The sequence below is a fragment of the Pseudomonas sp. xss_2 genome (assembly GCF_043104195.1).
GTDB classification, from domain to species: Bacteria; Pseudomonadota; Gammaproteobacteria; order Pseudomonadales; family Pseudomonadaceae; genus Aquipseudomonas; species Aquipseudomonas urmiensis.
Window position 1 is genome coordinate 30,172 of record NZ_JBICKL010000041.1, and the last position, 23,344, is coordinate 53,515.

The 23,344-nt window shown below is 61.2% G+C and carries 21 protein-coding genes, 2 tRNA genes and 1 pseudogene; 20 read left to right on the forward strand and 4 right to left on the reverse strand.

The window, feature by feature from the left end; genetic code table 11:
* Positions 1–164 precede the first annotated feature (164 nt).
* Positions 165–1,823 (reverse strand): OFA family MFS transporter, encoded by a 1,659-nt coding sequence (locus tag ACF8K2_RS06290; protein WP_264235265.1) that lies wholly within the window; start codon positions 1,821–1,823, stop codon positions 165–167.
* A gap of 420 nt (positions 1,824–2,243) precedes the next feature.
* Here ACF8K2_RS06290 and ACF8K2_RS06295 point away from each other — a divergent pair, with 420 nt between their 5' ends.
* The 5 genes from ACF8K2_RS06295 (at position 2,244) to ppk2 (ending at position 7,222) form a co-directional block, all read left to right on the forward strand.
* Positions 2,244–4,496 carry an AsmA family protein gene (locus tag ACF8K2_RS06295; protein WP_392463935.1) on the forward strand — a complete coding sequence of 751 codons (2,253 nt, stop codon included), beginning with the start codon at positions 2,244–2,246 and terminating at the stop codon, positions 4,494–4,496.
* Positions 4,493–5,560: an A/G-specific adenine glycosylase gene (mutY, locus tag ACF8K2_RS06300; RefSeq protein WP_392463937.1), complete on the forward strand. Its 1,068-nt coding sequence runs from the start codon at positions 4,493–4,495 to the stop codon at positions 5,558–5,560. Before ACF8K2_RS06295 ends, mutY begins: the two co-directional genes overlap by 4 nt.
* Positions 5,557–5,829 carry an oxidative damage protection protein gene (locus ACF8K2_RS06305; protein ID WP_186552800.1) on the forward strand — a complete coding sequence of 91 codons (273 nt, stop codon included), beginning with the start codon at positions 5,557–5,559 and terminating at the stop codon, positions 5,827–5,829. Before mutY ends, ACF8K2_RS06305 begins: the two co-directional genes overlap by 4 nt.
* A 91-nt stretch (positions 5,830–5,920) precedes the next feature.
* A tRNA-Phe gene (locus ACF8K2_RS06310) sits at positions 5,921–5,996 on the forward strand.
* 218 nt (positions 5,997–6,214) lie between these two features.
* Positions 6,215–7,222 carry a polyphosphate kinase 2 gene (ppk2, locus tag ACF8K2_RS06315; RefSeq protein ID WP_225915631.1) on the forward strand — a complete coding sequence of 336 codons (1,008 nt, stop codon included), beginning with the start codon at positions 6,215–6,217 and terminating at the stop codon, positions 7,220–7,222.
* Positions 7,223–7,276: 54 nt separating this feature from the next.
* On the opposite strand, the gene ACF8K2_RS06320 is transcribed toward ppk2, so the two are convergent.
* Positions 7,277–7,810 (reverse strand): hypothetical protein, encoded by a 534-nt coding sequence (locus ACF8K2_RS06320; RefSeq protein ID WP_392463942.1) that lies wholly within the window; start codon positions 7,808–7,810, stop codon positions 7,277–7,279.
* 131 nt (positions 7,811–7,941) lie between these two features.
* Between ACF8K2_RS06320 and ACF8K2_RS06325 the strand changes: the two genes are divergently transcribed.
* On the forward strand, positions 7,942–8,385 hold the full coding sequence (locus tag ACF8K2_RS06325) for a hypothetical protein (RefSeq protein WP_186553220.1): 444 nt from the start codon (positions 7,942–7,944) through the stop codon (positions 8,383–8,385).
* A 153-nt stretch (positions 8,386–8,538) separates the two neighbouring features.
* Here the strand turns inward: ACF8K2_RS06325 and gabP are convergent, their stop codons facing one another.
* Positions 8,539–9,933, reverse strand: coding sequence for a GABA permease (gene gabP, locus ACF8K2_RS06330; protein WP_186552802.1), 1,395 nt, complete (start codon positions 9,931–9,933; stop codon positions 8,539–8,541).
* Between the two features lie 672 nt (positions 9,934–10,605).
* Between gabP and ACF8K2_RS06335 the strand changes: the two genes are divergently transcribed.
* From ACF8K2_RS06335 to ACF8K2_RS06400, 14 genes and pseudogenes are all read left to right on the forward strand, one after another.
* Positions 10,606–11,379: an ABC transporter ATP-binding protein gene (locus tag ACF8K2_RS06335; protein ID WP_186552803.1), complete on the forward strand. Its 774-nt coding sequence runs from the start codon at positions 10,606–10,608 to the stop codon at positions 11,377–11,379.
* Positions 11,380–11,390: 11 nt separating this feature from the next.
* Entirely contained in the window at positions 11,391–12,146 is a 756-nt protein-coding gene (locus ACF8K2_RS06340) for an ABC transporter substrate-binding protein (protein ID WP_368972652.1), read from the forward strand.
* 55 nt (positions 12,147–12,201) lie between these two features.
* On the forward strand, positions 12,202–12,897 hold the full coding sequence (locus tag ACF8K2_RS06345; RefSeq protein WP_264235259.1) for an ABC transporter permease: 696 nt from the start codon (positions 12,202–12,204) through the stop codon (positions 12,895–12,897).
* Positions 12,894–13,583, forward strand: a complete 690-nt coding sequence (locus tag ACF8K2_RS06350) for an ABC transporter permease (protein ID WP_186552806.1) — start codon at positions 12,894–12,896, stop codon at positions 13,581–13,583. The genes ACF8K2_RS06345 and ACF8K2_RS06350 overlap by 4 nt, the downstream gene beginning before the upstream one ends.
* Before the next feature lie 100 nt (positions 13,584–13,683).
* Positions 13,684–14,910, forward strand: a complete 1,227-nt coding sequence (locus tag ACF8K2_RS06355) for a methyltransferase (protein ID WP_392463946.1) — start codon at positions 13,684–13,686, stop codon at positions 14,908–14,910.
* A 306-nt stretch (positions 14,911–15,216) separates the two neighbouring features.
* Positions 15,217–15,465 (forward strand): hypothetical protein, encoded by a 249-nt coding sequence (locus tag ACF8K2_RS06360; RefSeq protein WP_264235256.1) that lies wholly within the window; start codon positions 15,217–15,219, stop codon positions 15,463–15,465.
* A 98-nt stretch (positions 15,466–15,563) separates the two neighbouring features.
* Positions 15,564–15,639 (forward strand) — tRNA-Thr (locus ACF8K2_RS06365).
* Between the two features lie 116 nt (positions 15,640–15,755).
* A pseudogene (locus ACF8K2_RS06370) lies at positions 15,756–16,027 on the forward strand (integrase); the annotation flags it as partial.
* A gap of 208 nt (positions 16,028–16,235) precedes the next feature.
* On the forward strand, positions 16,236–16,559 hold the full coding sequence (locus ACF8K2_RS06375; protein ID WP_392463948.1) for a helix-turn-helix domain-containing protein: 324 nt from the start codon (positions 16,236–16,238) through the stop codon (positions 16,557–16,559).
* Entirely contained in the window at positions 16,559–17,785 is a 1,227-nt protein-coding gene (locus tag ACF8K2_RS06380; protein ID WP_392463950.1) for a type II toxin-antitoxin system HipA family toxin, read from the forward strand. The genes ACF8K2_RS06375 and ACF8K2_RS06380 overlap by 1 nt, the downstream gene beginning before the upstream one ends.
* A gap of 176 nt (positions 17,786–17,961) precedes the next feature.
* A complete protein-coding gene (gene dsdA, locus ACF8K2_RS06385) occupies positions 17,962–19,320 on the forward strand; it encodes a D-serine ammonia-lyase (protein WP_392463952.1) in 1,359 nt (452 codons plus the stop codon).
* A gap of 8 nt (positions 19,321–19,328) precedes the next feature.
* The gene (dsdC, locus tag ACF8K2_RS06390; protein ID WP_392463953.1) at positions 19,329–20,264 is read left to right on the forward strand and encodes a DNA-binding transcriptional regulator DsdC; all 936 of its coding nucleotides are present in this window, start codon (positions 19,329–19,331) and stop codon (positions 20,262–20,264) included.
* Positions 20,265–20,339: 75 nt separating this feature from the next.
* On the forward strand, positions 20,340–20,588 hold the full coding sequence (locus tag ACF8K2_RS06395) for a type II toxin-antitoxin system Phd/YefM family antitoxin (RefSeq protein WP_392463954.1): 249 nt from the start codon (positions 20,340–20,342) through the stop codon (positions 20,586–20,588).
* A 10-nt stretch (positions 20,589–20,598) separates the two neighbouring features.
* Positions 20,599–20,946 (forward strand): type II toxin-antitoxin system RelE/ParE family toxin, encoded by a 348-nt coding sequence (locus ACF8K2_RS06400; RefSeq protein ID WP_186552812.1) that lies wholly within the window; start codon positions 20,599–20,601, stop codon positions 20,944–20,946.
* Between the two features lie 69 nt (positions 20,947–21,015).
* Here the strand turns inward: ACF8K2_RS06400 and ACF8K2_RS06405 are convergent, their stop codons facing one another.
* A complete protein-coding gene (locus ACF8K2_RS06405) occupies positions 21,016–23,310 on the reverse strand; it encodes a TonB-dependent siderophore receptor (protein WP_392463957.1) in 2,295 nt (764 codons plus the stop codon).
* Positions 23,311–23,344: the final 34 nt, after the last annotated feature.

Below are 23,344 nucleotides of genomic sequence, written 5' to 3' on the forward strand. Positions count from 1 at the left end.
CGAAAAGGCTGCCATTATAGGCCTAGAACGCGCCCGCTTGAAACGCGGATGACATATGGCTGTGCAAAGCAGCGCGGGGCAAGCCCGCTGCCACGCCGTCACTACAGATCTGAAGCGCAACGTGGCAGCGTGCTTGCCCCGCGATAGAGCTGCTGCTGTCTACATCAATGGAACAGTACAGCGGTCTTCTGCAAGGTCACCCAGATGCCCCAGGCCAGCGGAATAACCACCACGGCCCACGCCACCAGCACCAACGGCAGGCTGCCCGGCGCCGCATGCCATTCCAGCGAACGCGCGCCATCGGCGCCTTTGTCATGGCTCAGCGCCCGCTCAGCGGCGAGTTCTGCATCAGTCATGAAGTACTTGTCCGCCACCGGCCGCACCAGTGCATTGCAGATAAAGCCCAGCACCAGCAGGCCAGCGAGGATGTACAAGGTCATGTCGTAGGCCGCAGCCCGCTCCACACCCGCCGCCAGCTGCGATTCACGCAGATAGGTGATCAGCACCGGCCCAAGCACGCCCGCCGCCGCCCAGGCAGTCAGCAGACGACCATGGATCGCACCGACCATTTGCGTACCGAACAGGTCCGCCAGGTACGCCGGCACCGTGGCGAAGCCGCCGCCATACATCGACAGGATGATGCAGAACGCAGCGACGAACAGCGCCACGTTGCCCAGGTGGCCCATGTTCGGCACCAGGCTGTAGAGGCCCACGCCCAGGGCGAAGAAGGCGAAGTAGGTGTTCTTGCGGCCAATGTAGTCGGAGAACGACGCCCAGAAGAACCGCCCACCAATGTTGAACAGGCTCAGCAGGCCGGTGAAGCCTGCGGCGATCGCGGCAATCTGCGCCAGTTGCGCGGCGTTCAGCTCACTGAAGCTCAGCTCGTTGCCCAGCAGCTTGCCGGCGAACACCTCCTGCAACAGTGGCGAAGCCATGCCGAGGATGCCGATACCCGCCGAAACGTTCAGGCACAGCACCAGCCAGACCAGGGCGAACTGCGGCGTTTTCCAGGCCACGCTGACATGCACATGGCGGTCAGTGACCATCGCATTGGCCTTTTTCGCAGGTGGCGTCCAACCCTCAGGCTTCCAGCCGGTCGGCGGCACGCGATAGGCCAGGGCACCAGCGGTCATGAACACCAAGTAGATCACCGCCATGGCGACGAAGCTCTGCCACACGCCGACTTCCTGCGCGCTGCCGAAATGGCCCATCAGCGCAGTGGCCAGGGGAGCACCGACCATCGCCCCGCCGCCAAAGCCCATGATCGCCATGCCGGTCGCCATGCCGCGCTTGTCCGGGAACCACTTGATCAGCGTCGACACTGGCGAAATGTACCCAAGGCCCAGGCCGATCCCGCCGATCACCCCCGAACCCAGCCACATCAGCCACAGCTGATGGGTCTTCACCCCAATCGCCGAAATCAGCAGGCCGCCACACCAGCACAGCGCCGACACCAGGCCAGCCTTGCGCGGGCCGGCATGTTCCAGCCAACCGCCCAGCACGGCGGCGGAGCAACCGAGGAACACGAAGAACAGCGTGTAGATCCAGCTCAGCATCGAGATCGGCCAGTCGCACTCGGCGCTGAACAGCCGGGCGACGAAGCCCATGTCAGCCGAGCAGGCAACTGGCGCGGTGATGCCGATGGCCTGCGAAAGTGGCAGCCAGAACACCGAGAAGCCGTAGGCCATGCCGATGCACAGGTGGATCGCCAGGGCGGCCGGCGGTACCAGCCAGCGGTTGAAGCCCGGGCGGGCGATGATGCGCTCCTTCGACAGGAAGCTGGGCGCACGCACCAACTCCCCTGCCGTGATACTGCTGTTCATGGGTTGTTCCTCTTGTAGGTGGGCTGTGCTTTGCGGATGTGACGTGCGGCTCTTATCCAAGTGCACCAAGGCATGGCCCGGCCGTTAACGTGGCGGCATCCGCGACAAAAGGTCGCGTTATGCTCCGAAAGCGGCGCAAGATTACCAGCTGAATCGCTCAATGAAAGCAAACTGATATCGTTATTTTTTCAACAGCTGAGCCCATTCGAGGAACTGTCCGGGTGGCGGCGGTCGAAATCCCGCGCGTTATCCACCCGCGCTGACCCTATCGCGGGACCAGCCCGCGCCTGCACGATCCTGTGTAATCTGCTCAATTAGTAGGAAATGCCCTGTATCTCTAGTCGAATACTCAGGGCAGCTAGTCGCGGCGCTATACTCTGGCGCTTGAATTTTCAAAAATCGGACTACAAGGACTCGCCCATGAAAGCGTTCGGCAAAATCCTGGGGCTGGGACTTCTCGGGTTGCTGCTGATCATCGTGGCACTGGGCTTCGCCCTGACCCACCTCTTCGATCCCAACGACTATAAAGACGAGATTCGCCAACTGGCGCGCGACAAGGCCCACGTCGAGCTGACCCTCAATGGCGATATCGGCTGGAGCCTGTTCCCCTGGCTCGGTCTGGAATTGCATGAGGCCAGCATCGCCACCCTGAACAAGCCTAAAGAGCCGTTCGCCGACCTGCAGATGCTCGGTCTGTCGGTGCGCGTGCTGCCGTTGCTGCGCCGCGAAGTGCAGATGAGCGATGTCCGGGTCGAAGGCCTGAACCTGAACCTGGTCCGCGATGAGAACGGCCACGGCAACTGGCAAGACATCGGCAAGCCACTGCCGGCGCAAGATGCCAGCGCCAGCACGCCCAACGCCCCCGCTGCAACGCCCGCGGGCGAGTCCGCAGCAGCCGACAACGCCAGCGAACGTTCGGTCAAGCTGGATATCGACAGCTTGACGGTGAACAACGCCCGCGTGCAATACACCGATGCCAAGACTGGCCAGAGCGTCAGCGCCGAGAGCATCCAGCTGAGCACCGGCCCGGTGCATGAAGGGGCGAACATTGCCCTGAAGGCCAGCGCCTTCCTCAGCGCCGCGCAGCCGAACATCAAAGCCCGCACCGAGCTGACCGGCGAACTGCGCTTTGACCGTAAGCTCAAGCGCTACAACCTCGAAGACATGCGCCTGTCCGGCGAAACCTCGGGCGAACCGCTGGCTGGCAAGACCTTGACCTTCAACGCCCAAGGCCAACTGCTGGTCGACATGGCGGCCAATGTCGCCTCGTGGAATGGCCTGAAGGTCTCCGCCAACCAGCTGCGCGCGCTTGGCGAGCTGAATGTGCGTGAGCTGGACAAGACGCCACAGGTCAGCGGCGGGCTGTCGATTGCCCAATTCGACCTGCGCACCTTCCTCGACGGCATCGGCCAGCCGCTGCCCGCCACTGCCGATCCAGCCGCTTTCGGCAAGCTGGAGCTGGTCAGCCGCCTGGCGGGTAGCCCTAACAGCCTGGCGCTGGAAGACCTGGCGGTGAAACTGGACGACAGCACCTTCAGCGGCCGCGTGGCAATCGAAGACTTCGCCAAGCAAGCCCTGCGCCTGCAGCTAAAAGGCGACAAGTTCGACGCCGATCGCTACTTCCCGGCCAAGAGCGAACAAGCCAAGGGCGCCACCGCTGCGCGCCAGGCCGAAGTCAAGCAGCAGGAAACCACCGCCGTGGCCGGCGCTGGCAGTTCACCCCTGCCTAACGCCCCGACCCAGGTGGCCTGGAGCAACGACAAGCTGCTGCCGGTCGATCGCCTGCGCGCCCTCGATCTGCAAGCCGAGCTCAGCTTCGGCGCGCTGACCCTGGACAAGCTGCCCATCACTGACGCCCAGCTCAAGGCCAAAGGCCAGGGCGGCCTGGTGACCCTGGAAACCCTGCGTGGCGGGCTGTACAACGGCAGCTTCGAAGCCAAGGGCACCCTCGATGTACGCCCGGCGGTGCCGCAAATCGGCGTCAACACCAAGATCAACCGGGTGCCGGTCGAGCACTTCATCAAGTCCGAAAGCCCTGACCAGACGCCGCCAGTCAAAGGCCTGCTGACCCTCAACAGCGACCTGACCGCCACCGGCAACAGCCAGAAGGCCCTGGTCGATACGCTCAACGGCAACGCCAGCTTCACCATCAATGATGGTGTACTGGTCAACGCCAACCTGGAGCAGCAGCTGTGCCAGGCCATCGCCACCCTCAACCGCAAGTCGCTCAGCGGTGAGCCGCGCGGCAAGGACACGCCGTTCGAGGAACTGCGAGGCAGCCTGGTGCTGCGCAATGGCGTGGCCAGCAACCCTGACCTCAAGGCACGCATCCCCGGCCTGACCGTCAACGGCCAGGGCGACCTGGACCTGCGCGTGCTGGGCATGGACTACCGGATCGGCGTAGTGGTCGAAGGCGATCAGCGTGCCATGCCCGACCCGGCTTGCCAGGTCAACGAGCGCTATGTCGGCGTCGAAGTGCCGCTGCGCTGCCGTGGCCCGCTGGAGCTTGGCGCCAAGGCCTGCCGCCTGGATCAGGACGGCCTGGGCAAGGTTGCCGCCAAACTCGCCGGCAACCGCCTGAAAGACAAGATCGATGAAAAGCTCGACGAGAAACTCGGAGACAAAGTGAGCCCGGAATTGAAAGACGCACTCAAGGGGCTGTTCAAGCGATGAGCCCCCAGCAGTTCTCCAGCGCAGTGCTGGAGTGGTACGACCAGCACGGCCGCCACGACCTGCCCTGGCAACAGGGCATCAACCCCTACCGGGTGTGGGTGTCGGAAATCATGCTGCAGCAGACCCAGGTCAGCACCGTGCTCAACTACTTCGACCGCTTCATGCAGGCCCTGCCGACCGTGCAGGCCCTGGCTGAGGCACCGGAAGACGAAGTGCTGCACCTGTGGACCGGGCTTGGCTACTACACCCGCGCGCGCAACCTGCAAAAGGCCGCGCAGATCGTGGTCAACCAGCATGGCGGCGAATTCCCGCGTAGTGTCGAGCAGCTGACCGAGCTGCCTGGCATTGGTCGCTCAACGGCCGGCGCCATTGCCAGCATCAGCATGGGCATCCGCGCGCCGATCCTCGACGGCAACGTCAAGCGCGTACTGGCCCGCTACAGCGCCCAGGGCGGCTACCCGGGGGAGCCGAAGGTGGCCAACGCGCTGTGGGCCACTGCCGAGCGCTACACCCCACACGCCCGCGCCAACCACTACACCCAGGCGATGATGGACCTGGGCGCAACCCTGTGTACGCGCAGCAAGCCCAGCTGCCTGATCTGCCCGCTCCAGCGCGGCTGCGAGGCGCACTTGCTCGGCCAGGAGACTCACTACCCCGAGCCCAAGCCGCGCAAGACCTTGCCACAGCGGCGCACGCTGATGCCGATCCTGGCCAACCAAGAAGGCGCCATCCTGCTCTACCGGCGCCCTTCCAGCGGCCTGTGGGGCGGCTTGTGGAGCCTGCCCGAGCTAGACAGCCTGGAGCAGCTCGATGACCTGGCCTACCAGCACGGCCTGCGCCTGACCGGCAGCCAGGCCCTCGATGGCCTGACCCATACCTTCAGCCACTTCCAGCTGGCCATCGAGCCTTGGCTGGTCCGTGTCGATCCGCTCGGCGCGCACGTGGCCGAGCCTGACTGGCTCTGGTATAACCTCGCCACCCCGCCGCGCCTGGGCCTCGCCGCCCCGGTCAAGAAGCTGCTCAAACGCGCGGCCGACCAATTGATTGCAGGAGAGCCCCGATGACCCGCACCGTGAACTGCCGCAAATACCACGAACAGCTGCCTGGCCTTGAGCGCCCGCCGTACCCAGGGGCCAAAGGCCAGGACATCTTCGACAACATCTCGAAGAAGGCCTGGGATGAGTGGCAGAAACACCAGACCCTGCTGATCAACGAGAAGCGCCTGAACATGATGAATGCCGAGGACCGCAAATTCCTCCAGCAGGAGATGGACAAATACTTCTCCGGCGAGGATTACGCCAAGGCTGACGGCTACGTGCCACCGGCCGAATGACCCAGCAAAATCGTAAGCGACGGAATTAATTTAAAAAATTTTCAAAAAGTCGTTGACGCAAACCTGAAAAAGCCTTTTAATGCGCCCCGTTGCCCAGATAGCTCAGTCGGTAGAGCAGAGGATTGAAAATCCTCGTGTCGGCGGTTCGACTCCGTCTCTGGGCACCAAAACACTAAAACCCTGAATCGAAAGATTCAGGGTTTTTTTATTGCCCGAGTTTTATCCAGCCCCCACCAACCACCCTGTGGGAGCGGGCTTTCCCGCGAATGGCTGCACAGCAGCCGCCACCCCAATCCCCTCCCCTTCTTGACCCCAATCAACTAGCCGCTCGCGAAAACGCCTTAGCATGCCAGGTGGACACTCGAATCGACCCGCAAGGACTTCCATGAGCGACGAATCCACCCCGCTTCTTTCCGCCGCGCCAAGCGTCGAGGCCACGCCCAGCGTCACCCCACCCCCGCGCACGCGCCGCCCTCGCCAGCGCAAGCCAGCGGCCAAGGCCACAGGCGAAAGCTCGATCATCACGGTCAGCCAGCAGCCTGCCGCGTTGCAGGTGGCCACTGCGCGCAAGGGCAGCAACGAGGACAGCACCTCGGCTCGCTTGCCCGCCAACTACCCGTATGTCACCCGTCTGCGCCGCAACGACTACGAGAAGGCCAAGCACGCCCTGCAGATCGAGCTGCTCAAGGTGCAAAGCTGGGTGAAGGACACCGGCCAGCGCGTAGTCGTGCTGTTCGAGGGGCGTGATGCGGCTGGCAAGGGCGGCACCATCAAGCGCTTCATGGAGCACTTGAACCCGCGTGGCGCGCGCATCGTGGCGCTGGAGAAGCCTTCCGAGCAGGAAAAGGGCCAGTGGTACTTCCAGCGTTACATCCAGCACCTGCCCACGTCGGGAGAAATGGTCTTCTTCGACCGCTCTTGGTACAACCGCGCCGGGGTCGAGCGGGTGATGGATTTCTGCACGCCGGTGCAATACCTGGAATTCATGCGCCAGGCGCCAGACTTGGAGCGGATGCTGTGCAACAGCGGGATCTTGCTGTTCAAGTACTGGTTCTCGGTCAATCGCGAGGAGCAGCTACGGCGCTTCATCTCGCGGCGCGACGATCCGCTCAAGCACTGGAAGCTGTCGCCGATCGACATCAAGTCGCTGGATAAATGGGACGACTACACCGCCGCCAAGGAGGCGATGTTCTTCCACACCGATACCGGCGATGCGCCATGGACGGTGATCAAGTCCGATGACAAGAAGCGCGCCCGAATCAACTGCATCCGGCACTTCCTGCATTCGCTGGATTACCCAGGCAAGGACCTGAGCGTGGCGCATGCGCCGGATCCGTTGCTGGTGGGACGTGCATCACGGGGCTTTGAAGAGGATGAAGCGCCAGCTGCATGACCCCCTGTAGGCCCAGGATTGCCCCCGCGATAAGCCCGCAAAAGCCAACTTCACTCAGAAGTTGGCAATGGCGCTGCAGTACTCCGCCTTGGTGGCCTGCACCGGTTGATCCACCCCCAACTGCTGCAGCTTCACCCCACAGCCGCTGTAACCGCGCAAGACTACCTCATAGTCGGCGCCCTTCTGCGGGACGAAGTAGAACATCCCGAGGCAGTTGGTCACGCTGTTGTAGCTGGTGCGCCCACCGTCGAGAAAGTGCAGGGTAAATGGCTTGCCTGCCGGCACCAGCACTTCGCTGACCACATCGCCCTGCGCCACTGCGGCGCCAGTGGGCATGCCCAGAGATTCGCCATTGCGGTCGGCGAAGCCTTTCTGCGGCACTGCGATCACCCCGGCTCCAGGGCTGTACCAGTCCACGCAATCCTTGCCGGGTACTGCGCGCACCATGCCATTGGCGATCACTCGCAAGCGCGCAGTGTCACCCGCGGTCGGCGAGCCATAGGGGGTGTTGAACGACTTGACCGCGGCGATATTGCCGCAACCAGAAAGCGCCACAGCCAACAGGCCGAACGAAATTGCTGTTTTCATCCGTGAAATCCTCAAGGGGCAACTGCCAAATGTCCGACAGCCTGCCTGAGACCGTCGCATGTCGCTTGGGTTTCACCGGCAAGTGCGATTCAATACGCACATTTTCCGCCTTCCAAGGACACCTGCTCACCATGGCCTCCAACAGCAAACAACAGAAACGCGCCAAGCGCGCCGCCTCCAAGGCCAAGCAAAACCGCATGGTGCGTGGCGGCCAAGCGGTCAAGGCCAGCGCTGGCGATAGCGCCAGCATCGAGCAGGTGTTCAACAAGGCCATGGAGTCGGACAGCTACAAGGAGCTGTTCGAGAAGATGAAGGTGGCCCAGGAGAGCGGCCTGGTCGCGATGATCTCGGTGTTCCTGGTCGACCCGCTGCTGGCGCTGGTGCTCAAGGGCCACAAGGAAGAGCACGCCACCGACTACATCGTGCTGGTGTTCACCGCCTATCGCACCTGGCTGGACGGCGCCGACGAAGACACCACCATGGCCTGGCTGGAGAGCGACGAGTTCCAGCAAGCCTACATCGCCGCATCCGAGGTGGTGGCCAAGCAGCAGCAACAGCAAAAACAGTTTGGCTGAAGCGCTTTAACGGCCTCCTCGCGGTGTAAGCCCGCTGCCACAGGTAGCATGCAATCCTGTAGGAGCGGGCTTGCCCGCGAACAGGCCCGCACAGCCCAACAAAAAGGCCGCACCCTTCACAGGGCGCGGCCTTTTGCGTTCAAGCAGCCTGGATCAGTTATCCAGCGCCACCCGACCCGCCGCTTCATCAGCCTTGCGCTTGCGATGCACCAGCAGACCCGCTGCCACCACACCAATGCTCAGCAACGCGGTAGCGACGATCTCGGCGCGATGATCCGGACGGATCGCCATAACCACCAGCACGGCAATGATGAAGGCAATGGTCGCCCAGGTCAGGCCGGGGAACAGCCACATCTTGAAGTCGATCTTCTCACCACGCGCTTCGCGCTGGCTGCGCATGCGCAGTTGCGATACGGCAATCACCAGGTACACCAGCAAAGCGATAGCACCGGAACTGGCCAGCAAGAACTCGAACACCTGCGCCGGTGCGACGAAGTTGGCGAACACGCAAAGGAAGGCCGCAGCAGTAGACAGCAACACTGCCCAGTGCGGAGTACCGGCCTTGGTCGTGCGCTGGGCCACAGCCGGGGCGTCGCCACGCTTGCTCAGCGAGAACAGCATGCGCGAGGAGGTGTACAGCGCCGAGTTCAGGCAGCTGGTAACGGCGATCAGCACGACGATATCGACGATCAGCTTGGCATTCGGCACGCCGATCATGCTCAGCACGGTCTGGTACGAACCGGTCTCGGCCAGGGCTGGATCGTTCCACGGCACCAGGGCCACGACCAGGAAGATCGACACCAGGTAGAACAGGCAGATACGCCAGATCACCGAGTTGGTGGCGCGGCTGATCTGCTTGCCTGGATCTTTCGATTCGGCAGCCGCGATGGTAACGATCTCGGTACCCATGAACGAGAACATGGTGGTCAGCATGGCTGCCAGCACGGCGCCCAGTCCATTGGGCATGAAGCCTTGGGTGTCGAACAGGTGGCTGACACCGCTGACCTGGCTGCTGGGCACCATGCCGAACATGGCGGCGCAACCAACGACGATGAAGCCGATGATCGCCAGTACTTTGAGCAAGGCGAACCAGAACTCGAACTCGCCGTAGTTCTTCACGCTGCACAGGTTGGTCAGGGTCAGCGCCAGGGTGATCAGCAGCGAGAACGCCCACAGATCGACCGCAGGGAACCAGGCATGCAGGATGGCTGCGGCGGCGTTGGCTTCCAGCGGGATCACCAAGACCCAGAACCACCAGTACAGCCAGCCGATGGTGAAACCCGCCCAACGCCCGATGGAGCGGTCGGCATAGGTGGAGAACGAACCGGTGTCAGGCGAGGCAATCGCCATTTCGCCGAGCATGCGCATCACCAGCACCACCAGGGTACCGGCGGCGGCGTAGGCCAGCAGTACGGCAGGGCCGGCAGCGGCAATGGCGTGGCCGGAGCCGACGAACAGACCGGCGCCGATCACGCCAGCAATGGACAGCATGGTCACATGCCGTTGCTTGAGCCCCTGAGCGAGGTCGTTGGAATTGTTACCGCTCATAAAACTACCTTTGTAAGGAGGTGGACTACACGAATGACGGCCAGCGCGCCTGGGGTGAAAGAAGGCGTTGCTGCATTCAGTGATTTCCAGATGGCAATAACCGGGCCAGGCGAGAATGGCTTTCGTCTGAATTCTTTCAGCAGGCAGATATGGCGCGGCTTGCAGGGCATTCGGCCAGGCCTTGACCGAAAGGCCGCCAAACCCCCATGCCAAGTCCGGATTACAGAAATACCCACTTACAAACGCACCAAAGGTGCTCCTCGGTAACACCTGCGCACGAAAACCAGGCACAAAAGTGCAACCCTTCGGCGCAACCCTCAAGTAGTCGTCGAATCCTTCGCGGGCAAGCCCGCTGCCAAGGGTTTGGCGCACTCCTTGAGGTTTATGGGGTATTTGTAAGAGCGGGCTAGCCGCTAAGAGGCCAAAAACGGCTTCCCAGGCTTAGCCAAAGCTGGCACCATCGCGCCTTTTTTCATCAAGGCTCTGGTGCTGGGCGCAAAGGTCTGCGGACATCCTCGCGACGTTGCGCTGCAGCGATGCGACAAACTGTCCCGCCAGCGACCCGAGCCCCCTGCGACCCGGTTGGATGTCACTGAGCCGCTATGCTAGCGTGGCGCTCGCCAGGAAGGCCGCCAACAGCTGGGAACGCACCCGAACACATGAGGACCGCACATGGCCGAGGCCACGCCCGCGCTAGAAATCCGCAACCTGCACAAACGCTACGGCGAGCAGGAAATTCTCAAGGGCATTTCGCTGACCGCCCGTGACGGTGACGTGATCTCCATCCTGGGGTCGTCCGGCTCCGGCAAGTCCACCCTGCTGCGCTGCATCAACCTGCTGGAGAACCCGCACCAGGGGCAGATCCTCGTCGCCGGCGAAGAGCTCAAGCTCAAGGCAGCCAAAAATGGCGACCTGATCCCCTCCGACAACCGCCAGATCAATCGCCTGCGTAGCGAAATCGGCTTTGTCTTCCAGAATTTCAACCTGTGGCCGCACATGTCGATCCTCGACAACATCATCGAGGCGCCGCGCCGGGTGCTGGGCCAGAGCAAGGCCGAGGCGATCGAACACGCCGAAGCGCTGCTGAACAAGGTTGGCATCTATGACAAGCGTCACAGCTACCCCGCCCAGCTTTCCGGTGGCCAGCAACAGCGTGCCGCCATTGCCCGTACCTTGGCCATGAAGCCCAAGGTCATCCTGTTCGACGAGCCGACCTCGGCGCTCGATCCGGAAATGGTCCAGGAAGTGCTTAACGTTATCCGCGCATTGGCCGACGAAGGCCGTACCATGCTGCTGGTGACGCACGAGATGAACTTTGCCCGCCAGGTGTCCAGTGAAGTGGTCTTCCTGCACCAGGGCCTGGTAGAAGAGCAAGGAACGCCGCAGCAGGTCTTTGAAAACCCGAACTCGGCGCGTTGCAAGCAATTCATGTCCAGCCACCGCTAACGGAGCAATACATGCAGACCTACAAGAAATTCCTCCTGGCCGCCGCCGCCACCCTGGTCTTCTCGGCCAACGCCATGGCCGCGGAAAAACTGCGCATGGGTATCGAAGCGGCTTACCCGCCGTTCAACAACAAGGATGCCAGCGGTAACGTCGTGGGCTTTGACAAAGACATCGGCGACGCCCTGTGCGCGAAGATGAAAGTCGAGTGCTCGGTGGTCACCTCCGACTGGGACGGCATCATCCCCGCCCTGAACGCCAAGAAGTTCGACTTCCTGGTGTCATCGCTGTCGATCACCGATGAGCGCAAGCAAGCGGTCGACTTCACCGACCCCTACTACTCGAACAAGCTGCAGTTCATCGCGCCGAAGAACGTCGACTTCAAAACCGACAAGGCCTCGCTCAAGGGCAAGATCATCGGTACCCAGCGTGCAACCCTGGCCGGCACCTGGCTGGAAGACAACTACGGCGATGATATTCAGATCAAGCTGTACGACACCCAGGAAAACGCCTACCTGGACCTGCTGTCCGGCCGTATCGACGGCATCCTCGCCGACAAGTACGTGCAGTACGAGTGGCTCAAGAGCAAGGACGGCCAGAACTACGAGTTCAAGGGCGAGCCTGTAGAAGAGTCCGACAAGATCGGCATCGCCGTGCGCAAGGGTGACGACAAGCTGCGTAACGACCTCAACGCCGCCCTGAAAGAAATCAAAGCCGACGGTACGTACAAGAAGATCAACGACAAGTACTTCCCGTTCAGCATCGAATGATTCGCCCCGACCGGCACGCCCTTGCGGCGTGTCGGTCCCTAGAACGCATCTACCCATGAATATCGACCTGCACGGATTTGGTCCGGCCTTGTTGGCTGGCACCTTCATGACCGTAAAACTGGCGCTTTGCGCCCTGCTGCTGGGGCTGGTCCTGGGCCTGCTCGGCGCACTGGCCAAGACTTCTTCGATCAAGCCGTTGCAATGGCTTGGCGGCTTCTACTCGACCCTGGTTCGCGGCGTACCTGAGCTGCTGTGGGTCCTGCTGATCTATTTCGGTACTGTTGGCCTGGTCAACAGCCTGGGCGAAGCCCTGAATATTCCCGGCCTTGAGCTCAGTGCCTTCGCTGCGGGCGTAATCGCCCTGGGCCTGTGCTTTGGCGCCTACGCCACGGAAGTGTTCCGTGGCGCGATCCTGGCGATTCCCAAGGGCCACCGTGAAGCGGGCTTGGCCCTGGGCCTGTCCAAGGGCCGCATCCTCTCGCGGATCATCCTCCCGCAAATGTGGCGCATTGCCCTGCCGGGCCTGGGCAACCTGTTCATGATCCTGATGAAAGACACCGCGCTGGTGTCGGTGATCGGCCTGGAAGAAATCATGCGTCACTCGCAGATCGCGGTGACCGTGAGCAAGGAGCCGTTCACCTTCTACATGGTTGCGGCCTGCATCTACCTGAGCCTGACCGTGATCGCCATGACCGGCATGTACTTCCTGGAAAAACGCGCCGCTCGCGGCTTCGTGAGGGCCGAACAATGAACTGGGAAGTCATCATCAAATGGCTGCCACGCCTCGCCCAGGGCGCAACCCTGACCCTGGAGCTGGTGGCTATCGCGGTCATCGCCGGATTGATCCTGGCGATCCCGCTGGGTGTCGCCCGCGCTTCGCGGCACTGGTACGTACGCGCCTTGCCCTACGGCTACATCTTCTTCTTCCGCGGCACCCCGCTGCTGGTGCAGCTGTTTTTGGTCTACTACGGCCTGGCCCAGTTCGATGCGGTGCGCAGCAGCGCGCTGTGGCCCTACCTGCGCGATCCCTTCTGGTGCACCGTGCTGACCATGACCCTGCACACTGCCGCCTACATCGCCGAGATCCTGCGTGGTGCGTTGCAGGCGATCCCCAAGGGTGAGATCGAAGCGGCCCGCGCGCTGGGCATGTCGCGGGCCAAGACGCTGTTCTACATCATGCTGCCACGCGCCTCGCGCATAGGCCTGCCGGCGTACAGCAACGAAGTGATCCTGATGCTCAAGGCCAGCGCCCTGGCCAGTACCGTCACCCTGCTGGAACTGACCGGCATGGCACGGACCATCATCGCCCGCACCTACTTGCCGGTGGAGATCTTCTTTGCTGCCGGGTTGTTCTACCTGCTGATCTCGTTCTTGCTGGTGCAGGGGTTCAAGCTGCTGGAACGCTGGTTGCGCGTGGACGCCTGCCAAGGGCGCTGAGTCAGTAACGGCCTCATCGCTCCTACTGACTCCGTAGGAGCGGGCTTGCCCCGCGATGAGGCCATCACTGACACCCTTTGACTTCCAACGCCCAACGCCCATGAAAACCACGCCGTTGCTCCACAGCGCTCAACTCCTCGAACGCTTCCAGGCCCTCGACCCATTCATCGTCGAGCACCAACACCTGTGGAAATCAAGGCCGTTCACCTCATTACAGCTACCCTGGGAAGCCCAACACCCACAGCTCTCGACCTGGTTGCGCCAACGCTCGCTAGAAGACGCCGACGCCCAACTCGACCCCAGCCAACTGCCCGCCCCTTTCCCCGAGCTGGCCACCCAAGCCCAGCACCTGAGCGAGCTCGGCGAGCTACCTGACGCAGGCCTTCCCCCTGCCGGCCACCGCCTCGACGTGGGCGTGCCCGGCCGCAAATGGCAACAGATCGAAGCCTTCAGCCGCCGCCTGAGTTTTCGCCAGCACACCCAGCACTGGCTGGATTGGTGCTCAGGCAAAGGCCACCTCGGACGCCGCCTGTTGCAGCCCGGCCAACAACTGACCTGCCTTGAATACGATGCCGCGCTGGTCGCAGCCGGCCAGGCCTTGAGCGATCGCCATCAGCTCCCAGCCATCCACCAGCATCAGGATGTCATGGCCGCAGACAGCGCCCGTCACCTGGATGGCAGCAAAAGCGTGGTCGCCCTGCATGCCTGTGGCGATCTACATGTCCGCCTGCTGCGCCTAGCCGCCGAGCAGGGCTGCCAGCACGTCGCCGTGGCCCCCTGCTGCTATAACCGCATCCAGGCCGAGCACTACCAGCCGATGTCCACAGCCGCCAGTGCCTCGACCTTGCAGCTGGACCTGGATGACCTCGGCCTGCCTTTGAGCGAAACAGTCACCGCTGGCGCCCGCGTACGCCGCCAGCGAGATACCTCAATGGCACGGCGACTGGGTTTTGACCTGCTGCAACGCGAGCAACGCCAAAGCGACGACTACCTGCCAACCCCGTCCCTGCCCGTCAGCTGGCTGGAAAAGCCCTTTGCCCAGTACTGCCGAGACCTGGCCGAACTCAAGCAACTGACGCTCAGCGGCGAACCCAACTGGGCTGCATTGGAGGCTGCCGGCTGGCAACGCTTGGCGCAAGTGCGCAACCTGGAGCAAGTGCGCAACTTGTTCAGACGGCCCTTGGAGCTGTGGCTGGTGCTCGATCGTGCGCTGTTCCTGCAAGAACAGGGTTACAACGTGCAGGTTGGCTTGTTCTGCGAGTACCCACTTACCCCTCGCAACCTGATGCTAATGGCCGAGCTAAAAGGTGGAAAAACCTGTGGATAAGTCTGTGCACAAGCTTTTGATGAACACTGCATAATTTCGGATCCAAGGTGCTATTTAAAGCCTTGCGCGCCACCTCTCGAATCTTCAAACCCAGCAAAAACAGGCCTTTGCGCAAAGACCAGCGGTGACGACCAACGGCATGCCTTCAGCGCAACGCTGGCATGCCCCTTGTGCATAAGCGTTTTGCGGCATAGCGCGAAATGGGAGCTGGCAACGTGCCCACCGAACAAATCCACTGGGTTACAATTGCCATCACTGCGCACCTGCACTCAGAAATAACCAGACCTACGAACGGACTTCGAAATCGTGATCCAAGCCAAACCCCTCGCCCTGCTGAGCTTCGCCCTGGCCCTCGGCGGCTGCGCCAACAACGCCCCCACGCCAAAAACCACTGACCTGGGCTGGAACACCCCCGGCATGCAGCTGGGCGGCGACCATGGCCTACCGCTGCGCACCGAGACGCCTTGCCGCAAGCGCGGGTGCGACAACGACAAGCTGTTTTTCAACCCCGCCACGCCCGAGCCAAGCGTCAATACCATCCACCGCGGCTGGTAGGAAATTTCTCCTTTCGGCGCGGTAACTTAGGTCTTTATGCAAAGATCGCACGGAAGGTATTTACAGCGGCCAACCGATCGCTATAATGACGCCCCTGTGCCGGTATAGCTCAGATGGTAGAGCAACTGACTTGTAATCAGTAGGTCCCGGGTTCGATTCCTGGTGCCGGCACCATTCAAGGTTCCATAGAAAGCTTTCAAAATCTCTGGAACCCCCAAAAAACCCGCCTTCTGGCGGGTTTTTTCGTTTTGGCGTTCCGTCGGATTCCGAGGGTAGCCAGCGCTAGTCAGGGTCTCAGGGCAATCGTTGAGCTCGCCCCCATGAGCTCATGCCGCCACTGGAAGCTTTGACGAAGCGCGGCCTCATCCACGTGGCGCTCAAGGGTCATGAACTACCTGCATGCTGCGGCTGATCACTGCGCCCCCCCTTCTCACGACCTCGATGGCGGGTAACTCACCGACCGGGACTACCCTTATCACGGCTACCAGAGCTACTGGCACACATCGAAGGCTACAAAGGTCGCCCACCCACGCGCCTTACAGAGATGCTGTCGCCACATCTGACGAGACTGGTGTCGAACTGGCAGATCTACCGCCCAGTATCTGAGACGTGACTTAGAATGCTGGCTTCCACCTCTCAGTAAGATATCGTTTTATAGCACTTTATATTATCTAAGATGCCACAATTAGTTACCTTAATATGGCTAACCCTTTCTTAGGGTGCGTTTAGTGCTACCTTATCCTCTGTCGGATATCGCTTGGTGCCACCTTATGAAAGGCTTTTTCCCCGTTCAAAGTACCTCTGTGCTCTACCGTATAGGCCTTCTGATGAAGGAGGCGCGTCTGCGCATGGGGATACGTCAGGCTGACCTTGCCGAGCTGGCTGGAATTTCTCTCCGAGCTGTTCGTCACCTCGAGGGGGGCAAGGCTGAAGGTGTTTCGTTACGCGATTTCATGCTCGCGCTGTTTACCGTTGGGATCTCTGACCGGGTTTTCCAAGCGCTGATCGACGACCCTGCGCTTGATCTCAACTCTTTAGAAACCAACATGACCAAGCGGGTAAAGCTGCCGCGCAGCAAAGCGGAGGACTTCTAATGTCACGCGCTTACATCTACATGGAGTGTCCGGAAACGGGTGAAACCGTGACGTTGGGTAGGCTGACCCTTGCTGGTGGCGCGGGAACCTTCGTCTATGCGCCGGAGATCGTGGAGGCCAAGCGTTGGGTGCCTGATCCGATACGATATCCGCTCTCCGCTCGACCCATTCAGGTACATAAGAATGGCGGCGTTCCCGGGTTCATTGATGATGCGATGCCAGATGGCTGGGGAGAACGACTGCTGCGCCGCACCCGAACGGGAGAACTCACTCCGATCCAGCTTCTGCTGTTATCTCCTAACGAAGATCGCGCTGGAAATATCATGGCTGGCGAAGTTCGCACACCGAGGCCGGGTATAGGCGATAGGCCTATGAAAATGCTTGAAGCCAAAGGGCTCGATCACTTCATAGATGTTTGCGCTGCGATTTATGACGGCCAGCTGAGCGCTGAGCAGCTGGAGGCATTAAGAATACGGGATCAGCGCTCAGCTGTTGGTGGTGCCAGGCCCAAGCGCACGTACCGTTTTGATCACAAGCTGATTCTCGCTAAGCCACGCGACAAATTTGATCACTACGACCTGCCGAAATTTGAGTATGCCTGCATGACTTTTGCGGCTACCAAGGGGATGAATGTCGCCCGGACTACACTCCACCAAAGTGAAAAAGGCAACACGCTGCTAGTGGAGCGATTTGACCGAAAATGGTCAGAGCATGATGCAAGGTTTCGGCGCATCCCGATGATGAGCGGCTTAACTCTTCTCGATGCCGAATGGCATGCACATCGAAATAACGGGTGGATCTATGCGGCACTCGCCGATGAGCTGTACCGCAGAGGCGCGCCAGATTCTGATAGGCAGGCGCTCTACAGGCGAATGGCCTACAACGCTCTGGTAGGGAACAGCGACGATCATCCTCGCAACCATGCTGTGATCTGGCAGGAAGGAGCTTGGCGCCTCTCTCCTATGTATGACGTTCTTCCCGTACTGGGAGAGGGGCCTGCACAGGGACTGTCGATGGATGTGGGTATCAACGGTACCCTTCTAAGTCGAGCTAACCTGCTTAGCCAGCATAAGCATTTTGCACTGACGGAAGATGAGGCGGCAGGCATCTTGGACGAGGTCGCTTCTTGGGAGTCGGAGCTGATGGAGCACTATGCAAAGCATTTGGCTGGGGCTGAGCTGGATGCGGCGGTGGATGCCACTAGCAGCGAGAGACTGCTGGCTTAGGGGCAAAGCCGGGGGAGCAGTGTCAACCCTTATCAGCACAGCAGACTGCCATGCCTCGAGGGCAACAGATGACCGCAAATCATCGACCCCCTGAACATCAATCCTTTGTCACCCCTGCGCGCTGTGCCTTCTAATGCAGAACAGGTTTCATACAGACCAAGCACAGGGACCCCGTCATGATTCTGGGAAGCACGCTCGAACAGTGGTATGCCCGTTTTCCGTTGATCCGCGATCTGGTCGCGCTGCAACAGACCACCTGGTTCAACCCCGGCGTAGTACCGACCCCACAAGCCCTGGTTGATGTAGGCTTGACAGCGGCAGATGTGGCCGATGCCAGCGCGAGGCTGACGCGGTTCGCATCCTACTTACAACGCGTCTTCCCAGAAACGCAAAGCAGCGGCGGCATTATCGAATCCGACATCATGCCGCTGACCCAGCTGCAGCCATTGCTCGGCGAGCGATACGGCCAAACCTTGACCGGTGCGCTATGGCTCAAGCGCGACAGTCATCTGCCCATTTCAGGCTCGATCAAGGCGCGCGGCGGCATCTATGAGGTGCTCAAGCATGCCGAAGACCTGGCCCTGGCCGCCAAGCTGATCACGCTCGATGATGACTACGCGCTGCTCGACAGCGAGCGGGCGCGGGCGTTGTTTGGCCAGTACAAGATTGCCGTCGGCTCGACCGGCAACCTGGGAATGTCGATCGGCATCATGGGCGCCGCGTTGGGGTTCCAGGTGACCGTGCACATGTCGGCAGATGCCAGGCAGTGGAAGAAGGACACGCTGCGCGCGCACGGGGTGACAGTGGTCGAGTACGCCAGCGACTACAGCGTGGCGGTTGCCCAGGGGCGCCAGCAAGCCGAGGCCGACCCTGGCTGCCACTTTGTCGACGATGAAAACTCGGTCAACCTGTTCCTCGGCTACTCGGTGGCCGCCGAGCGCCTGAAACTGCAATTGGCGGCGGCGAACATTCGCGTCGATGCACAACACCCGCTGTTCGTTTATCTGCCTTGCGGCGTTGGTGGCGCACCAGGGGGCGTGGCCTTTGGCTTGAAGCTGGCGTTTGGCGATGCGGTGCATTGCATCTTCGCAGAGCCGACCCATTCGCCCTGCATGCTACTGGGCGTATACACCGGGCTGCATGACCAGGTGAGTGTGCAGGACTTCGGCATCGACAATGTAACTGCCGCTGATGGCCTGGCGGTGGGCCGCGCTTCGGGGTTCGTCGGCAAGGCCATGCAGCGTTTGCTCGATGGTTTCTACACGGTCAGCGACGAGGAAATGTACAGTTTGCTGGCGCTGATGGAGCGCAGCGAGGGTCTGCGTCTTGAGCCTTCGGCACTGGCCGGTGTGCCCGGTATTGCCAGAGTCCTTGCTGAGCAGCAGGGTTACCTGGCACGCCTGGGCCTGGATCGCCAAGCCATGGCCAACGCCACCCACCTGGTGTGGGCAACCGGGGGCAACAGGGTGCCCGACGATGAAATGCAGGCGTATCTGGCCAAGGGCCGGGAACTGCTGGCCCAACCGCAAGCTTGAGGGAAACCGTGCTCAACCTTCCGCCGCGTATCAGCTCCCGGCTTAACAGCAGCCAGTTCGCCAACCTGCATACGTTTCTGGTGGCGGCTCGGCACCTGAGCTTCGCTCGGGCAGCGCAGGAGCTGTGCATCACCGCCAGTGCCGTGAGTCATAGGATGAGTCGGCTGGAGGAGGCGCTGGAGATGAAACTGTTCCAGCGGCTGACCCGCCAGGTCGCCCTGACCGATGAAGGCGAGAGGATCTTCGCGATACTTCAGCAGGCGATGGGCGACTTGTCCGAGGCGCTTGAGCCCCCGTCCCAAGCCGACGTCACTGGATCGATCGCGCTGTACGTGAGGCCGTCCATCGCCCAGTGTTGGCTGGTGCCGAAGCTGGCTGATTTCATCGAACGTTACCCTTCTATCGCGTTGGATCTGCGCGTGGGCAATGACAATGTCGACTTTCGCACGCGCAAGATCGACCTGGCCCTGTACTACGCCAATGGTGAGTTTCCTGGGTTGACCAGCCACAAGCTGATGCACGAACACCTGGCGCCGGTGTGCAGCCCTGAATACGCACAACGCCATGGTTTGATGGAAAACCCGCAAAATCTACAGCACTGCACCACCCTGCACGACTCCCTCGCCTGGGATCATGCCGCCTACGATGCGGAGTGGACGCTATGGGCCGCGCAACACGACCTACTGGCAGCGCTACCCAAACGCAGCCTGACCTTCGATCGTTCCGATCTGGCCGTGACAGCCGCCATCAACCACGCCGGCATCGCCATCGGCCGGCAGCAGTTGGTGCAAAAGCATGTGGATAGCGGCGAGCTGGTGCTGCCTCTGGGTGGGTTCTGCCGCTCAGGCCACTACGATTACTACCTGGTGCATCCGGTGCTCGATAGCGTACCTAAGCGGTTAGCGGTATTTATGGATTGGCTGCGGGAGTGCGCAAAACCCTGACTGCACAAGCGACAATCGGTCTTGTTTCAGTCTAAATTTGGTCTAGGATAGGCGTACTGAACACGAGGTGCTCCCATGAGAGTCGAAACTATTAGCTATCTCAAGCGCCATGCCGCCGATTTGGATCTGGAAGAACCCATGGTCGTTACCCAAAACGGTATTCCCGCTTATGTCGTTGAGTCCTACGCTGAGCGCAAGCGGCGGGATGAAGCTATCGCTTTAGTCAAGCTCCTGGCCATGGGGTCACGTGAATACGCCCAGGGAAAACACAGCGACGCGCAAGAGGTGAAAGCGCAGTTGTTGAAGAAATTTGCCAAGGAGTAACGGCTACCGCATGGGCACGATCAATCTGCGCTTCACCGACTGCGCTTCGCAAAGCCTGGAAGATCAGGTTCACTACCTGGCGATCTATCACGGAACAGATATCGCACTGGGAAAGATTGCCAGCCTGATCGACACCATCGAAGAAAAACTCGTTGCGACGCCTGCGGGCTACCCGGTTAGCCCCCAAGCCAGCGATCTGGGCGTAATTCAGTATCGTGAACTAAATGTCGATGGCTACCGGGTCTTCTACGAGATCTATGATGTCGACAACGCCATAGCTGTTGAGCTTGTGCTTAGACAGAAGCAGAGCGTTGAACAGGCCCTCATCAGATACTGCCTGATTTATCCCTTTGCCTGAGCGCAACCGATACTCAAGACACGATTGGCCTCTTCGCGGCAAGCGTGCTTGGGAAGAGGCCACGTGCCCTCAGAACGACGTACTCACCGTCACCGCCAGATTACGCGGATCGCCATAGATCGCCCCCGCATAGAACCCGTAGCGGGTGTAGTAGTGTTTGTCGAACAGGTTGTTGGCATTGAGGCTCACCGCCGTGTCATCGGTCAGCTGGTATTTGGCCATGGCGTTCCAGATTGCGTAGCCCGACCAGTTGACGTCGGTCGCGCCCGAACTCACACCATTGACCGGCTGCCCAGCCGGGCTTGAGATCGCGCGGATGTTGCTTTGCGCAGTGACACCTGCGCCGACGGTGAGGCGCTCAAGCGGGCCGGACAAGCGATAGCTAGTCGAGGCCTTGAACAGGTGCGCGGGGTCGCTGCGCCCGTCACTGTCGATGCGCCGGAAATGCAGGTAGGTGTAGCCGGCATAGACGTTCCAGTTCGGCGTCAGCGCGCCAGCGAGCTCCAGGTCGATACCGTCGGTTTCCTGGCCAGTGCCGGTGGTGTAGGCATCACCGCCGGTGGGCGTGGACTGGCCGTCGTCGAGCACCGCTTTGTTCTGTTGCTTGGTGCGAAAGTAAGCCGCAGAGGCGTTCAGGCGGCCGTCGAGCCAGGCCGCCTTGATGCCGGTCTCATAGCTCTGCCCGCGGATCGGCTCGACCTTGCTACCACTGACGGTCTCTTCGCTCTGTGGGTTGAAGATGTCGGTGTAGCTGGCGTACAGCGAGTAGTTGTCGTTGAGGTCATACACCACGCCCAGGTAAGGGGTGACGATGCCATTGTTCTGCTGGTTGCTGCGCACGCCACTGACGTTGCGGGTGGTGGCCGAATAGTCAGTGCTGCGCACCCCGGCAATCACCGACAACGGATCGCTGATGCTCAAGCGGGTGGCGGCGTACAGGCCTTGCAGGCGGGTGGTGGTCTTGCTGTGGCGGCCGGTCCTGGAGGCGAGCATGGCGTAATCGCTGTCCACGCCATTGTGCCAATCGCTCAGCGGCAAGCCGTTATTGGCGCGGAACTGACAGCCTAAGGCCGGGGCACTGACGCGATCATCGCTGAGCATGGTGCAGGTGTACTGCGGCGACCAGGCGACGGTGCGGCTGTCGTTGTAGCCGACCATCGCCTGATGGGTGCGGCCCAACAGCTGGAACGGGCCAGACAGATCGATCTGCGCCGACTGCTGGGTGGTGTCGCTGGAGCTGTGCAGGCCATTGAGCACAGCGCCGCTACCGTCCTGCTCCCAATAGCCGCCATAGCTGCCCCGGCCCGCCGAATTGACCTTGGCCAGGCCGCGGTGGTTGAGCGCCTCGGTTTCACTCTGGGCGACTTTCAGGTCCAGGCTCCAGTCGTTGTCGAAGCTGTGCGCCAGCGAGCCGAAGGTGGTGCGGGTGATGTATTCGCCAAAGCTCCAGCTGGGGACCACGTTGGTGCTGCGCGGCAGGTCGGTCTTGCTGCCGTCGCGGTACCAGATGGGGATGTTGGCACCCCAGCCGCCGCCGACCACTTTGTTGTACTCGTACTGATAACCGGCGCCGAGGGTGGTGGCGTCATCCAGGTCGAACTCGAAGTTGGCCAAGGCGGCGCGGGAGCGCTCGGACTGGTTGTCGCGGAACGAGTTGGCATCCTGCTGGGTCATCACAAAGCGCGACCGCAAGCGGCCATCTTCGGACAGCGGCAGGTTCAAATCGGCGCCCAGGCGGCGTTTGTCCCAGCTGCCGTAGGTGGCATAAGCACTGCCGCCGAAGGTTCTGCTCGGCGCTTTGCGGATCAAGTTGACCGTCGCGGAAGGATCACCGGTACCACCCAGCAAGCCATTGGCGCCACGGACGATATCGATGCGCTCGTACAGGTCCATGTTCAGCGCATTGCCGCCGCCGCTGAAGTCAGAGCCACCGAGAAACTGCAGGCCATCCACCTTCCAGTTGGAAATCGAGTAACCGCGTGCGCGGAAATCGGTACGCCCGCCCACTTCCATCTTGCTCGCAGTCACCCCAGGTGTGGTGTCGAGCGCCTGCTCGATGGTGTGGATATCGCGGTCATCCATCTGTTGCCGAGTAATGCTGGTGACTGACTGCGGGGTCTGGCGCGGGGTAAGCTTCAGGCCCGTTGAGCTGCGCGTGCTTTCGACGGTATAGCCAAGCTGACCCGCTTGATCGGCCGGCAGCAGGGCGCTGTCTTCGATCTGCGTGGCATCCAGTTCCAAGGGCTGGTTGTCGGCGGCCAGGGTCTGGGCGCTGAAGGCCGCAGCGATGCACAGGGCAAGCGGAGTAAGGCGGCTAGTACCGCGTACTGAAGGTGACATGGCGTGGCTGATGCTCTGAGTCATTGGGAAAGCTTCGTATTCGCAGATGATTTTTTGA